17 protein-coding genes are annotated in these 13,606 nt (G+C 38.1%); 1 reads left to right on the forward strand and 16 read right to left on the reverse strand.

Translation table 11 applies throughout. The features are described 5' to 3' along the window. Positions 1-11 precede the first annotated feature (11 nt). The 3 genes from coaBC to gmk form a co-directional block, all read right to left on the reverse strand. Positions 12-1,226, reverse strand: coding sequence for a bifunctional phosphopantothenoylcysteine decarboxylase/phosphopantothenate--cysteine ligase CoaBC (gene coaBC / locus AB3217_RS06160; RefSeq protein WP_068807356.1), 1,215 nt, complete (start codon positions 1,224-1,226; stop codon positions 12-14). 83 nt (positions 1,227-1,309) lie between these two features. Further along, entirely contained in the window at positions 1,310-1,519 is a 210-nt protein-coding gene (gene rpoZ, locus AB3217_RS06165) for a DNA-directed RNA polymerase subunit omega (protein WP_057783506.1), read from the reverse strand. Between the two features lies 1 nt (position 1,520). Further along, positions 1,521-2,135, reverse strand: a complete 615-nt coding sequence (gene gmk / locus AB3217_RS06170; protein ID WP_057783504.1) for a guanylate kinase — start codon at positions 2,133-2,135, stop codon at positions 1,521-1,523. A gap of 180 nt (positions 2,136-2,315) precedes the next feature. On the opposite strand from gmk, the gene AB3217_RS06175 reads away from it, so the two are divergent. Beyond that, positions 2,316-2,630: a hypothetical protein gene (locus AB3217_RS06175; protein WP_057783502.1), complete on the forward strand. Its 315-nt coding sequence runs from the start codon at positions 2,316-2,318 to the stop codon at positions 2,628-2,630. 10 nt (positions 2,631-2,640) lie between these two features. Here the strand turns inward: AB3217_RS06175 and AB3217_RS06180 are convergent, their stop codons facing one another. From AB3217_RS06180 to AB3217_RS06240, 13 genes are all read right to left on the reverse strand, one after another. Continuing rightward, positions 2,641-3,312, reverse strand: a complete 672-nt coding sequence (locus AB3217_RS06180) for an ABC transporter permease (RefSeq protein WP_068807359.1) — start codon at positions 3,310-3,312, stop codon at positions 2,641-2,643. Between the two features lies 1 nt (position 3,313). Then, positions 3,314-4,249 (reverse strand): osmoprotectant ABC transporter substrate-binding protein, encoded by a 936-nt coding sequence (locus AB3217_RS06185; RefSeq protein ID WP_068807362.1) that lies wholly within the window; start codon positions 4,247-4,249, stop codon positions 3,314-3,316. A gap of 13 nt (positions 4,250-4,262) precedes the next feature. Beyond that, entirely contained in the window at positions 4,263-4,901 is a 639-nt protein-coding gene (locus AB3217_RS06190; RefSeq protein ID WP_057783496.1) for an ABC transporter permease, read from the reverse strand. Beyond that, positions 4,898-6,082 carry a betaine/proline/choline family ABC transporter ATP-binding protein gene (locus tag AB3217_RS06195; RefSeq protein ID WP_367366127.1) on the reverse strand — a complete coding sequence of 395 codons (1,185 nt, stop codon included), beginning with the start codon at positions 6,080-6,082 and terminating at the stop codon, positions 4,898-4,900. Before AB3217_RS06195 ends, AB3217_RS06190 begins: the two co-directional genes overlap by 4 nt. 150 nt (positions 6,083-6,232) lie before the next feature. After that, the gene (recN, locus tag AB3217_RS06200) at positions 6,233-7,918 is read right to left on the reverse strand and encodes a DNA repair protein RecN (RefSeq protein ID WP_367365820.1); all 1,686 of its coding nucleotides are present in this window, start codon (positions 7,916-7,918) and stop codon (positions 6,233-6,235) included. A 31-nt stretch (positions 7,919-7,949) separates the two neighbouring features. After that, positions 7,950-8,405: an arginine repressor gene (locus tag AB3217_RS06205; RefSeq protein WP_068807368.1), complete on the reverse strand. Its 456-nt coding sequence runs from the start codon at positions 8,403-8,405 to the stop codon at positions 7,950-7,952. 15 nt (positions 8,406-8,420) lie between these two features. Beyond that, the gene (locus tag AB3217_RS06210; RefSeq protein WP_367365821.1) at positions 8,421-9,251 is read right to left on the reverse strand and encodes a TlyA family RNA methyltransferase; all 831 of its coding nucleotides are present in this window, start codon (positions 9,249-9,251) and stop codon (positions 8,421-8,423) included. Beyond that, complete coding sequence (locus AB3217_RS06215) at positions 9,248-10,153, reverse strand: polyprenyl synthetase family protein (RefSeq protein ID WP_057783486.1); 906 nt, start codon at positions 10,151-10,153, stop codon at positions 9,248-9,250. Before AB3217_RS06215 ends, AB3217_RS06210 begins: the two co-directional genes overlap by 4 nt. Next, positions 10,153-10,398: an exodeoxyribonuclease VII small subunit gene (locus tag AB3217_RS06220; protein ID WP_068807370.1), complete on the reverse strand. Its 246-nt coding sequence runs from the start codon at positions 10,396-10,398 to the stop codon at positions 10,153-10,155. Before AB3217_RS06220 ends, AB3217_RS06215 begins: the two co-directional genes overlap by 1 nt. After that, complete coding sequence (gene xseA, locus AB3217_RS06225; RefSeq protein WP_068807373.1) at positions 10,391-11,743, reverse strand: exodeoxyribonuclease VII large subunit; 1,353 nt, start codon at positions 11,741-11,743, stop codon at positions 10,391-10,393. The genes AB3217_RS06220 and xseA overlap by 8 nt, the downstream gene beginning before the upstream one ends. Then, entirely contained in the window at positions 11,736-12,599 is an 864-nt protein-coding gene (locus AB3217_RS06230) for a bifunctional 5,10-methylenetetrahydrofolate dehydrogenase/5,10-methenyltetrahydrofolate cyclohydrolase (protein ID WP_367365822.1), read from the reverse strand. The genes xseA and AB3217_RS06230 overlap by 8 nt, the downstream gene beginning before the upstream one ends. Before the next feature lie 163 nt (positions 12,600-12,762). After that, positions 12,763-13,170, reverse strand: coding sequence for a transcription antitermination factor NusB (nusB, locus tag AB3217_RS06235; protein WP_057783479.1), 408 nt, complete (start codon positions 13,168-13,170; stop codon positions 12,763-12,765). Then, positions 13,167-13,598, reverse strand: a complete 432-nt coding sequence (locus AB3217_RS06240) for an Asp23/Gls24 family envelope stress response protein (protein WP_057783476.1) — start codon at positions 13,596-13,598, stop codon at positions 13,167-13,169. The genes nusB and AB3217_RS06240 overlap by 4 nt, the downstream gene beginning before the upstream one ends. Between the last annotated feature and the right edge of the window lie 8 nt (positions 13,599-13,606).

A 13,606-nucleotide genomic window follows, 5' to 3' on the forward strand; every position in this document is an offset into this window, starting at 1 on the left:
ATTTCACCTGCTTATGCAAACCGCTTTGCAATTACTTCTAGTACTTTTTTTGCGATAACTTTTTTATTTTCTTTGGAAATTTGAATATTAGGTTCATTTGGCTGCAGAATGGTTACTGCATTTTCATCAACATCAAATCCGATATCGTGACGGGACACATCATTAGCCACAATCATATCAGCGCCTTTAGCCCTTAGTTTTCCTTTAGCGTTATTAAGAAGATCTTCTGTTTCTGCTGCAAATCCAACGACAAACTGATTGGTATGCAAGTTCTTTAAACTTTTTAAGATATCTGGTGTTTCTTGAAGTTCTAAGATCAATTTGTCAGATTGAGTAGCCTTTTTAATTTTATGGTTCTCAAACTGCACTGGCTGATAATCAGAAACCGCAGCTGCCATAATCAAAATATCTGCCTTGTCAAAATTATTGTGAACCGCAGTCATCATTTCCGTCACAGTTTCCACATAAATAACTTTAACCCCATTTGGAGCCGCCAGCTGTTTGGTTGCAGAAATCAAAGTAACCTCAGCACCAGCTGTTTGTGCAACTTCTGCAAAAGCATACCCCATTTTACCAGAGGATCGATTAGAAATATAGCGAACTGGATCAAGATATTCTCGCGTGCCACCGGCAGTTATCAAAATCTTTTTGTTTTTCAAACTAGCTAAGTTAGAATAGTTTTTCACTGTAATTTTTTTCTCGATATATTGCATGACTGTTGTGTTTTCAGGAAAACGGCCTTTACCTGAATAGCCCTCCGCTAGCAATCCTTCATCTGGATCCATAACATTCACACCATCAACTTTTAAGATTTTAATGTTGCGTTGGACCGCTGAGCTCTGCCACATATGCACATTCATTGCGGGAATTACAAATATTGGCGCAGTAAGTGCCAATAACGTGGTACTGACAAAATCATCTGCCAATCCATTGGCCATTTTACTCATGATATTGGCCGTTGCTGGCGCCACAATCGCGATATCTGTCCAATCTGCCAATTCCACGTGAGCAACTGGTGCACTGGTGACCTGTTCAAATAAACCGGTTTGCACTGGATGCTGACTAATCGTTTGGAAAGTCGCTTTACCTACAAATTTCATAGCCGTATTTGTCATAGCAACCCGGACCTGAGCACCTTGTTTTTGAACTAAACGAATCAATTCCACCACTTTGTACGTGGCTATCCCACCGGTAATAAAAAATGTAATATGCTTATCTTTCCACATAAAACTTCTCCTCGCTAGAAACTACTCTTGAAATCGAAAAAAGGTCTGAAAGAAATCTCTCTCAGGCCTTTGTATCACAAACTTTAAAATTCGGTTTTGTCAGGATCAATTACGACATCACCTGCAACAATTTCTTCAAGTGCCTGACCAACACTTTTAGAAGACTCATATTTGTCTAAAAGTGGTTGTGCGCCAGCATCTAATTCATGGGCACGTTTGCTTGCTAACATAATTAATGAGTAACGTGAATCCACACGTTCTAATAAATCATCAACTGATGGATATAAAATCATTTTATTTATCTCCTAACATTTCTTCATATTCTGGAAACACACGATCAACGCGGAATCGTTCACTTTTAATAATCGTTTTAATACTTTCAACAGCATTTTCAACTTTGTCATTCACAACAGCAAAATCATAATCTCGCATCATGCGAATTTCTTCAACAGCTTTTGCCATGCGTTTGTTAATGGTTTCCATATCTTCTGTGCCTCGATTTATGATTCGTTGTTTTAATTCCATCAAATCAGGAGGCGTCAAAAAGACAAACACACCATCTGGAGACTTCTGTCTAACCTGTAAGGCACCATTTACTTCAATTTCTAAAAAAACATCTTTTCCACGATCTAATGTTTCGTTAACGTACTTCAAAGGAGTCCCGTAATAATTGTCAACGTATTTTGCATACTCCAACATTTGACCAGTTTCAATGTTATGTTCAAACTCTTCCTTAGAAACGAAGTAATAATCAACACCATTGACCTCACCTTCACGAGGTTTTCGGGTTGTCATCGAAATGGAATATTGAAAATCATTCCCACCTTGGTCAAAGATTGCTTTACGTACCGTCCCTTTACCAACTCCGGATGGACCTGATAAAACGATAAGCATTCCTCTTTTTGCCATAATTTAAAATCTCCTAAATGTAATGTACTCCTATTATCGCTTTTTTAACCACTCTTTTCAACTACAAATCAAGGTTTAAGCACACTTTTCGTCCATTTAGACAACTTTTATATTTTCTATTGCATTTGTGAACGTTTGTTCGTATAATGAAAACACAAACAAACGTTCGAGGTGGAAAATATGGAAAATTTACAACAGAATCATAATCGTGTCTCCGAATTCGTCCAGAATTCCTATCAAAAGCTTTTTTCAGAACCAGAGCTAGAGGGCATTGAACCCCAAATGCCGAAATTTCAATTAAAATCATTCTTAGCTCAAGCCATTGATAAAAACTATAAGGTAACAATTCAAATCAATGCCAATAACACAATTTATGAAACAACCGGCTTACTAACAAAAATTGCTAAAAACCGTTTTCTTTTAGCTACTCAAGGCCAGAAAGTGACTTACCTTTTACAAATAGAAGATATTCGTTTCGTTAAAAAGACTTACTAATAACGGATATCTATTTATGTTGCTTAGCAAGTTTATAAACTGGATCCAATCTATTTTGTAACCAGCCTAAAACTAAATCAGAAATAATAGCCATTAAAGCTGTTGGCAATGCGCCAGCTAAGATAATGGCACCACCATTTGTTGCATTAGTCCCACGGATAATAATATCTCCAAGACCACCAGCACCAACGAAGGTCCCGATTGTGGTAATTCCAATTGCTAGAACCAAAGCGTTTCTTATACCGGCCATAATGACCGACATTGAAAGTGGCAGTTCAACCATGTACAGCATTTGAAAGCGAGTCATTCCCATTCCCTTTCCGGAATCAAGGATACTGGCATCCACACTCTGCATACCACTGTATGTGTTTTTTATAATGGGTAACAACGCATATAAAAAGACGGTTGCAATAACTGTGTTAACACCCAGTCCTAAGCCCAGCATGATAATAGACAACATTGCCAAGGAAGGAACCGTTTGAATCACATTGGCGATGCCAATTACGGTTGCACTCAGTTTTGAGTGCCGGGCAATCAAAATACCTAAAGGAATTCCCACGATTGCAGCAAACACAACTCCATAAATGGAAATTAGGAAATGACGATCAAACTGAGTAAGCACATATAAACCGTTATGAGAAAAATAATAAGCCAATTGTTGAAAAGTGTTTAAGTTTTCCATTCTATTTCCCATCCTTTCCATCAAAATAGTTATGTTGTTCTAAGAATTGTTTAGCAACCACCTGAGGCTCAATTAAATCATTATCAACTTTAGCATTCAACGTTTGCATCGTGGTTAACGAAATTTTTCCCTTTAGTTTAAGCAGAACCTTTTTCAATTCTGGATGTTCTTTAAGAACTTTGTCTGTTGCTAAAGGACTTGCATTATAAGGCGGGAAGAATTGTTTATTATCCTTCAGAACTTTCAAATCATAACTTTTAATCCGCCCATCAGTTGAATAACCTAATACCGCGTTCATTTTACCGGACTGAACCGCACTATAGACTAAACCAATCTGCATTGGATAAACCTTTTCAAATTGAAAGCCATAGACCTGAGTAAATCCAGTATAGCCATCCCCTTTTCGGTTAACCCAAATTTGGTCGGCACCAACGGTCATTTTGGGAGCCAAATTCTTTAAATCACTAACAGTTTTTAAATTCTCTTTTCGAGCTAATTTACCGGTCACCATAAATGCATAAGTATCAGCAAAACCGTAAGACGGAAAATAAGTCATATGGTATTTTTCTTGAAAAATCTTGCGAACCTTCCGTGTCGTAACCGAAGGACTTTTGATAGCATCTTGACCAAAAATAGTAGTGAGATCCGTTCCGTTATATCGAACGGCCGAAATATCAGCATTATCATTTTTAAGCGCTTGGAAACTTACAGAACTAGATCCCAAATTATTAATCAAAGTTGTTTTTAAATTGGTATCATGCTGAATCAAATCAGAAATCATATACGCCATAATTTGTTGTTCAGTTGTATTTTGGGTTGCAATTCGTACCGTATCCTGGGATGACGAGTTTAGGCCGGGGAATCCGCAACCGCTCAAGATAAACGTTGAAACAAATAGTAATATTCCAACCTTCAAAAATCGTGTTATTTTTTTCATTGCGATCCCCTTTCTATGATCTTACATTACTTGTCGTTTTAGGGGTGAGCCAAGCTTCTAGTTTGGCTAATAGCCAGTCAACCAACAAAGCTAACAAAATAACTGGAATGGATCCTCCTAAAATTAAATCAGTACGGTATAGGTTTAAACCATTAAAAATAAAGTCACCTAAACCGCCAGCACCAATATAAGAAGCTAATGCAGTCCACGCAATGACGTAGGTAGCAGACAAACGAATACCACTCATAATAACCGGAACCGCCATTGGCAACTCCAGCTTTATTATAGACTGCATATTTGTCATACCCATCCCTTTTGCTGCATCCTTTAAACTAGCATCCACACCGTTCAAGCCCAAATACGTGTTACGTAAAATTGGCAAAAGCGAGTAGATAAATAAGGCAACAATGGCCGGCAGCGCACCAATTCCAAAAAGCGGAATCATCATCGCTAACAATGCTAAAGCGGGAACCGTCTGTAGGACACTTGCTATTTCAATAATGATCGACGAAGCTTTCTTTAATCGGGTCAATGCCACTCCTAAAGGAACTGCAACTATCACGCCTAAACCAAGGGCAATTCCAGAAATATAAATATGTTGCCAAATTTTATAAAGTAACTGACCCCCGTATGTTTGGATAAAAATAATCACGATTTATCGTCACCCGCCTCTACTTTTTCAGCTGGCTTGGTATCCTCTTTCTTTTTATCATGTGTTTGCGTATCAGAATCTCCCCAAAGCGCATCATACACAATATCAACTAAAGAAGCCCGGGTCACAATTCCAACCAACTTCTTGTTTTCATCAACAACTGGAACGTTTTTATAACCGCGCTTCAAGATTCGTTCAACCGTATCTCGAATAATAGAATTTTCATTTACATAAAATACTTTTCGTGTCATCACATCATCAACACTAGTTGCCGTATTGTAGTTATAGTCAATCTGCTCAATGCCAACATAACCCTTCAGGACACCAGTATCATCAGTGACAAGTAAAGTATCAACTCGTTTTTCATGCATTAGCTTTAAAGCTTCTTTTAATGATCTACCTGGTGTAATCGAAACGGCGTTGTTATACATCACTTGGCCAACCGTGGTAATACTTGGTCTAGCCTGAATTAAGCGGTCTTTTCCAATTAAATTCTCGACGAACTCATTTGCAGGATGGCGCAAAATTTCATCCGGTGTGGCTACTTGAATCATTTTTCCATGACTCATGACCACAATGCGAGTAGCCAATTTTAAAGCTTCATCCATATCATGCGTCACAAATATTAACGTCTTCCCTAAACGCATTTGCAAATCTTTCACAAAGTCCTGTAAAGACTCACGTGTAATGGGATCCAATGCTCCAAATGGCTCATCCATTAAAATTAAATTTTGATCTGCTGCTAAGGCACGAACAACCCCAATTCGTTGTTGTTGTCCTCCTGATAATTCAGATGGATAACGATCCAAAAATTCTTCTGGTAATTCAACCATTTTAATCATTTCTTTAGCACGTTCGTTACGTTTTTCTTCAGACCATTTAAGTAATTTTGGCACAATTGTAATATTATCGCGAATTGTCATGTGAGGCATTAACCCAATATTTTGGATAACATACCCAATCTTACGGCGTAACTTAACGGGATCCGCTTTTAAAACGTCTTCCCCATTTAATTTAATTGAACCTTCGGTAGGGTTCAACATTCGATTAATCATCCGCATCGTCGTTGTCTTTCCAGAACCTGAAGTCCCGATAAAACAAATAAACTCACCTTTTTTAACATCGAGATTAAAGTCATCGACGGCCTTATTTCCACCGTAAATCTTTGAAAGATGTTTCATCTCTAAAAACACGTACGTCAACTCCATTCTTTTTTAAGTACAACTGAGTCCATCGTATCGTACATGGGCCCCTTTCTGCAAACGTTATGGCCAATTAATTAACTAAAAGGCCGCCCTATCAGTCCTCAGAAAAAAATAAAAAAGAGTTTTCTAAGATGTATGGGCCATCTTAAGAAGCTCTTTTGCATGTTGAATACTTAATTTTGTAACTGTACTACCTGCCAACATTCTGGCCAACTCTTGTACCCGACCGTTTTCATTCAAGTCACTCAATTTTGTTTCTGTACGGCCACCTTTTACTGCCTTTGAGACAAAGAATTGATGATCTGCTTCTGCGGCCACTTGTGGCAAATGGGTGATACATAAAACCTGCGAGTAACTTGCAATAAGCTTGATTTTCTCAGCAATAGCTTGCGCAACCCGGCCACTAACACCTGTATCTACTTCATCAAAGATAATGCTAGTAACACCCTGTGATTTTGCAAAAATTGTCTTCAACGCCAACATAATTCGAGAAAGCTCTCCACCAGATGCGATCCTAGACAACGGCCCCATAGACTCGCCGGGATTGGTTCGCAGATAAAACTCAACATTGTCAATTCCAGTCGATTTAAATTTCAAACCAGCAGATTCATCGAAGTGCACTTCAAATTCGGCCTTATCCATATACAGTTGTTTTAGTTGGTCATGAACTGCAACCTGTAACTTACTTGCTGCTTGTTTACGAGTTGTCGATAATTGAAGGGCAATTTTTTTGAGCTGTTCTTGAATCGTCTCTAATTGAGATTCCATTTGGTCTTCATCAGATTCTGAATCAACCATGCTATGAAGTTCCTCAGAAGCTTTTTGATCATAAGCTAAAATTTGTTGAATATTATCGCCATATTTCTTTTTAAGTTGATAAATCTCTTCTAACCGTTTTTCTACCTGGTCTAGCTTGCCTTCATCCCACTCCATATTTTCCAGCTCACCACTAATATCACTTGTGGCATCTTGTAACTGATAATAAGCTGAGGAAATAATATTTGAGATGTTTTTATATTTATCATCAATATTTTCAATATCACGCAAAGCATTCATCGCTTCACCGGTACTATCAATTGCCCCAGCAGACTCCTCATTTTCCAAAGCTAACTGTGCAGTTTGAAGGGCCGTGCTAATTTTTTGGAAGTTTTCTAAAAGTTCCTTTTGAGAATTAAGTTGTTCTTCTTCACCAACCTGCAGATTAGCATCTTCAATTTCTTTAACTTGAAAGCGAAGCATATCAACTCTTTGTGCCCATTCCTTTTCGTTAGCCTTTTTGCGATTAAATTTTTGTTTTAAATTTTGGAAATGTTCGTACTTTTGCTGATACTGTTTTAAAAGAGGTTGGATACCATTACGTACGAACTCATCCAGCATACCCAAATGTTTCTCAGGCTGCATTAGTTCTTGATGCTCATTTTGCCCATGAATATCAATGAGGGTTTCACCGATTTTTTTTAGAATGGTTGTGTTAACTAAAGAACCGTTAATTCGACACACATTACGACCACTTGCTTGAATCTCTCTTTGTAAAATTAAAGTCGGATCCGCATGTTCAATTCCATATTGGTCTAATAACGCCAAGGTATCAGGATTTTTATCCATACTAAACATACCTTGCAAAACAGCCTTTTTAGTCCCCTTACGGATAAAATCAACCGATCCGCGACCGCCTGCAAGCAATCCAACAGCATCAATAATAATCGATTTTCCTGCACCTGTTTCACCAGTCAAAACGGTCATTCCAGAATTAAATTCAATATTCAATTTTTCAATAATTGCAAAGTTTCGAATTGATAATTCCTGCAGCATGTTTTCACCTCAACCTATTTAATTGCTCGACTCAATTCGTTAGCATTTCTGAAATTAATTGTTTAATGGTACCTACGCCTTCTACACTAGTCGTCACGACCAACACTGAGCCATCATCACTAATGGCACCTAAAACATCACTACTATTTAGTTGATTTAGCAAACTAGCTATGGCAGGACCACTCCCTGGCTGAACCGCCAAAAAAATAAAAGTTGCATTACTGGTCATCTTTCGCAACGACTGTTGAAGTGTAGTTCCCAACTTTAGTTTAATATCTTCATCTTTTTTTGGTGGCAAAGCGTAATGATAGCCACCATTTTTCGAAGGTAACTTAATTAACTGCATGTCGCGGATATCACGCGAAACTGTTGCCTGCGTGACTTCAATTCCACTCTCTCTTAAAAAAGTTACCAAATCTTCTTGCTTTTGAACATCATTGTCAATTAGGATTTTTTGAATATGCTTCTGGCGTTCACTTTTTTTCATTTGGCACGACCTCTTTTATTTCTCTTTTGTTGCGTGATTCAATTGCGCATAGGCAGACTCTAAAGTTTTAGAAATTGAAACAGATTTCGCAATCTTAGCCTCACCATTAGTCGCAACCAAATGGGTCAAAAACTCAATATTTCCTTCGCCACCCTTAATCGGAGAAAAATCTAGCCCCACAACATTGTACCCACTTTCAACTGCCATACCAAGTGTGTTTTTTAAGACTTCCTCATGAGTTTTGGGATCACGAATAATTCCGTGTTTGCCTACCTTATCTTTTCCTGCTTCAAATTGTGGTTTGATCAAAGCAACGACACTGCCATTTGCTTTAATAATATTTTTTAATGGTGGTAAAATTAGTTTCAACGAAATAAAAGAAACGTCAATTGACGCAAATTCCGGTTGACCATGAGTGAAGTCGTCCAATTGAGAATATCTAAAATTAGTGTTTTCCATAACAACCACACGGGGGTCTTCGCGTAATTTCCAAACTAACTGATTGGTTCCCACGTCAAGCGCATAACTTAATTTAGCACCGTTCTGAAGCATCACATCTGTAAATCCACCAGTTGAAGAACCAATGTCCAAAACTACCTTGTCCTGCACACTAATGTGAAACACTTTGAGTGCTTTTTCAAGTTTCAATCCTCCGCGACTGACATATGGCATCTTTTTCCCTTTAAAATGTAGCTCAGTATCAACCAATATTTTACTACCAGGTTTATCCAATCGCTCTTCATTTTCTCCTAGGATTTCGCCAGCCATCACAGCACGTTTAGCTTGCTCGCGTGTATCAAACAGTCCCTGTGATACTAATAATACATCAACCCGTTCTTTTTTCATTTTTCTTCCTCGTTTAATTGAAAATACTCTAAGAAGCCTTGCAATAAATTCGTTGAATTCCCATTATGTTGCAATTTGTTAAGTGCTTCTCGACAATTCATAACACACTGCATTAAATCTTTCTTGCTTTGTGTCAGTCCGCGAATGCTTGGATACGTATTTTTATGCTCTTCAGCATCCTTGTGAACAGCTTTTCCCATAGCTTTTTCTGAACTCAAAACATCCTCTAAATCATCATATATTTGAAAAGCTAGTCCAAAATTTTCAGCAAACGTAACTAAGTATTTCTGATTTATTGAACTTGTCGTTGCGATAATATTAGCGGCTTGTGCAGTATAGGTAATTAAAGCCCCCGTCTTTTGCTTATGCAATTGCTTTAATTGCATAAATGACAATTGCTTGCCTTCACCCAACACGTCAGTAGCTTGACCAGCAACCATCCCTGCAGGGCCTGCTGCATGGGCCAATGCATAAGTTAGCTGGCTCACAACTTTTGGACTAAATTTGGTGGTCGCTATCCACTCGAAAGCTAACGTTAACAGCCCATCGCCGGCTAGGATAGCCAGTGCCTCACCATATTTTTTATGATTAGTGGGCAGCCCTCTACGCAAATCATCGTTATCCATTGCTGGTAAATCATCATGAATTAAAGAATATGTGTGTAAAAGCTCCAGCGCAGCGGCAACTTGGACACTATTGGTATCAATGGCAGTTCCACTAACTTGTAGCATTGCTAATAGCAATAATGGCCGTAGTCTTTTTCCGCCTGCAAAAACTGAATACTGCATAGACTCGCTTAAACTTAAATTTGTCACGCTATCCGGCAAATGTTCTTTTAAAAACTGGTTCAAGACCTTAGTGTATTTTTGAATAAATGCTTGCGTTTCCACATTTTCGATCATTATTTATTTGTGCCTTCAGTTGTATCATCTGATGCTTCGAACGGAACTTCTTGACCATCTTCATCCATCATTTTGGTTAACGTTTTTTCTGCGTTTTGCAAAGTGTCTTGTAAATCCTTACTCAAGACAACGCCCCGCTTAAATTCGTTTAGTGCCTTTTCAAGGGGCACATCACCCTTTTCTAAATTGGTCACAATCTCGTCTAAAGATTTTAAGTTTTCTTCAAAAGTAGGTTTTTCAGTCATTTTTTTGTCCTCCTTGTTCTATTTCAGTTACTTTAGCCTTGGCCGTACCATCACTCAAATGTAATTCGATTTCCGTATCAGATTTCAATTCCGAGGCTTTTTTGACAACCTTTCCCTGCCGAGTCACATAACTATATCCACGACTCATAATCTTCAATGGGCTTAAGTAGTCTAACGCAGAAATTGAATGCTTTAGTTCAGTGGACTTAGTCGTAAACAGTGCCTGAATTCCTCTATTTAGTCTTGTTTTTAAATTTGTAACTGTCTGTTGTTCTTGCTGAATACGATTTGCTGGTGAATTCAAAAACAAAGTTTGCTGACTTTTATTTAACTGATTTTGGTAAAAATTTAAAGTGGCAGTCATATTTTGCTTTAGTCTTTCGTTCAAATAATCAAGATTTTGTACATATCCTTCATACAACCGGCGAGGATCTTGAAAAACATAGGATTGATCCAGTCGATTCAAACTTTGGCGATCTTTTTTTAACAAATTCATAAAGGCATTAAAAATGCGTGTTCGGCGCTGTGATAAATACAAAATTTCTTCACTGAGCACCGGTGTAGCTAATTCAGCTGCCGCAGTGGGCGTTGCAGCCCTGACATCGGCAACCAAATCTGCAATCGTTGTGTCCGTTTCATGTCCAACTGAAGAAATAATTGGAATTTTACTTGCAAAAATTGCCCTCGCAACTTGTTCTTCGTTAAATGGCCACAAATCCTCAATCGAACCGCCGCCACGTCCTAAAATAATGGTATCAAAACTACCAAGTGCATTGACTTGTTGAATGCGCGTTGTTATCTCTTTTGCAGCTTCCGTACCCTGCACTTGAGCAGGAAACAAGACCAATTGGGTAATAGGGAACCGTCTACGTGTCGTGGTTATAATATCCCGGATAACAGCGCCAGAAGGACTGGTAATAACGGCAATTCTTTTTGGGAATCGAACTAGAGGTTGTTTTGGAGCCGTAAATAATCCTTCGGCACTTAACTTCGTCTTTAGCTGTTCGTATGCTTGATATAGTGCACCCACCCCATCAGGTTGCATACTGTCAATATAAATTTGATAGCTTCCGCTTGCCTCGTAGACAGATAGCCTTCCAGTAACTAAAACTTTCATCCCGGTTTCAGGCGTAAATTTCACTTTTTCAAATGCCGATTTAAACATAATGGCATTAATTTTTGCATGATCATCTTTCAAACTGAAATATTGGTGCGCATGCGGACGAATCCGTAAATTGGAAATTTCACCAACCAAATAAACACGGCCTAAATACGGATCAACATCAAATTTACGTTTTATATACTGTGTTAAAGCGGTCACCGTTAGATAATTTTCTTTATCCATTTTTCTCACTACTCCATTCAGCTAATGCAACGGTTTGAGAAATTAGGGTTGTAATGGTCATTGGCCCCACTCCTTTTGGTACTGGTGTGATGTAAGAAGCCTTTCTTTCAACTTCAGCAAAATCCACATCACCAACTAGCTTTCCATTTACATCTCGGTCCATGCCGACATCAATTACGACTGCACCCGACTTCACATCTGCTTCCTTAATATATTTGGCAATGCCCACGGCTACAACCAGAATGTCCGCTTCTCGCGTTAATTGAGACAAATTATGAGTATGACTGTGTGCCACTGTGACCGTCGCATTGGCATTAACCAAAAGTGCTGCCATCGGCTTACCCACGATTGTACTTCTACCAACTACAACTGCTTTTTTGCCATCTAAATCAATATGATACGCATTGAAAATAGACATTATACCCTGGGGAGTACAAGCAATTGGTGTTTTCTCAGTATGATTTATCACTAACTTGCCAATGTTTGTTGGATGAAACCCATCTGCATCCTTTTCAGGTGCTATCGCATTTGTCACATTAAATTCGTTAATATGTGCAGGCAAAGGCAACTGGACAAGAATTGCATGAATTGTTGGATTTTCGTTATATGTTTGAATAATCTTTATGAGATCTGCTTCTGAAATTGTATCCGGAAGATTGCGAACAATCGAGTTGATTTTCATTTTTTTTGCTCGACGCTCTTTATTACGTACATAAATTTTACTAGCCGGATCGTCACCCACTAAAATGACAACTAGTCCAGGAATAATTCCTTGGTCAGCCAAACGTTGAATCCTAACAGTTGTTGTTTTGTCAATTTCAGCTGCAAGTGCTTTACCATCCATAATAGTTGCCATAAAATTACCTCTCTTGTATGTATGACTTACCTCTATAGTTTAGCATATTAGAAAATACGAAAAAACCAGAAAAAACTATTTGTTTTTTCTGGCTCACTTAAATTATTTATAATGGATAACTTCTTCAAAATTCATTTCTGCAAAACTATAAATTTTAGAAATTCTATCCCAATTTGCTTGAAAGAACGCCATTAATAAAGTTTTTTGCTGTTTCATCAGCATATTTCTTAGCTAGCTCAAGAGCTTCATTAACTGCGACCTTATCTGGGACATCCTCCACATAATTGATTTCAAAAAAAGCAATTTGTAAGATAAGATGATCTGTTCTTGCTAAACGTTCAACCGACCAAGTCTTTTTTAAAAACTTGCTAATTTCTTCATCCAACTCTTGATGATGGGTCGTCACACCATCGACAAGTTGCACAAGATAGGTTGGAACGTCTTCTGAGGTGTCATGGTAGCTTTCTAATACTTGATGATATAAATCATCATGAGAGGCGTCTGAATTGCTGCTCAATGCAAACAAAACTTGAAAAGCAGCCTCTCGGATTTGATGTCGATTTAAACTCACTTTTCATCACCATCATTTTCCGCAAAAATATCATCTGGGTCCACAGTGGATGTTGATTTGGCAGGAATAATTCCTTCCACATGAATGTTAACCTCAGTTACTTCAAGTTCAGTCATAAATAAAAGTTGTTGATTTACTTTACTTTGAACTTTCTTAGCAATTTCAGGAACAGATGTCCCATAATCAAGGTAAACATACACATCAACACGTAACTTGCCATCACTTAAACCAAGTTTAACGCCCTGGCCCTTTGTGTTTCTAGTAAGAAATGAAGTGACACTCTCACTTAAACCACTGCTACTTAAATGAACGCCCTGAACTTCTTCAACAGAAATTCCAGCAATAATTGAAACAACCTCGGGAGCAATTTTAATCTCCCCAAGTGTTGGTTTATGTTCCGCCAGCGCTAAATATTTATCTTCTGCCATTTTATAAA

Origin of the sequence: Pediococcus parvulus, from assembly GCF_964063155.1 — a bacterium.
Lineage (GTDB): Bacteria > Bacillota > Bacilli > Lactobacillales > Lactobacillaceae > Pediococcus > Pediococcus parvulus.

Excerpts from the sequence above, each read along its gene's own strand:
- coaBC (WP_068807356.1), bottom strand. The coding sequence starts at position 1,226 with ATGTGGAAAGATAAGCATATTACATTTTTTATTACCGGTGGGATAGCC.
- rpoZ (WP_057783506.1), bottom strand. The coding sequence starts at position 1,519 with ATGATTTTATATCCATCAGTTGATGATTTATTAGAACGTGTGGATTCA.
- gmk (WP_057783504.1), bottom strand. The coding sequence starts at position 2,135 with ATGGCAAAAAGAGGAATGCTTATCGTTTTATCAGGTCCATCCGGAGTT.
- AB3217_RS06175 (WP_057783502.1), top strand. The coding sequence starts at position 2,316 with ATGGAAAATTTACAACAGAATCATAATCGTGTCTCCGAATTCGTCCAG.
- AB3217_RS06180 (WP_068807359.1), bottom strand. The coding sequence starts at position 3,312 with ATGGAAAACTTAAACACTTTTCAACAATTGGCTTATTATTTTTCTCAT.
- AB3217_RS06185 (WP_068807362.1), bottom strand. The coding sequence starts at position 4,249 with ATGAAAAAAATAACACGATTTTTGAAGGTTGGAATATTACTATTTGTT.
- AB3217_RS06195 (WP_367366127.1), bottom strand. The coding sequence starts at position 6,082 with ATGAAACATCTTTCAAAGATTTACGGTGGAAATAAGGCCGTCGATGAC.
- recN (WP_367365820.1), bottom strand. The coding sequence starts at position 7,918 with ATGCTGCAGGAATTATCAATTCGAAACTTTGCAATTATTGAAAAATTG.
- AB3217_RS06205 (WP_068807368.1), bottom strand. The coding sequence starts at position 8,405 with ATGAAAAAAAGTGAACGCCAGAAGCATATTCAAAAAATCCTAATTGAC.
- AB3217_RS06210 (WP_367365821.1), bottom strand. The coding sequence starts at position 9,251 with ATGAAAAAAGAACGGGTTGATGTATTATTAGTATCACAGGGACTGTTT.
- AB3217_RS06215 (WP_057783486.1), bottom strand. The coding sequence starts at position 10,153 with ATGATCGAAAATGTGGAAACGCAAGCATTTATTCAAAAATACACTAAG.
- AB3217_RS06220 (WP_068807370.1), bottom strand. The coding sequence starts at position 10,398 with ATGACTGAAAAACCTACTTTTGAAGAAAACTTAAAATCTTTAGACGAG.
- xseA (WP_068807373.1), bottom strand. The coding sequence starts at position 11,743 with ATGGATAAAGAAAATTATCTAACGGTGACCGCTTTAACACAGTATATA.
- AB3217_RS06230 (WP_367365822.1), bottom strand. The coding sequence starts at position 12,599 with ATGGCAACTATTATGGATGGTAAAGCACTTGCAGCTGAAATTGACAAA.
- AB3217_RS06240 (WP_057783476.1), bottom strand. The coding sequence starts at position 13,598 with ATGGCAGAAGATAAATATTTAGCGCTGGCGGAACATAAACCAACACTT.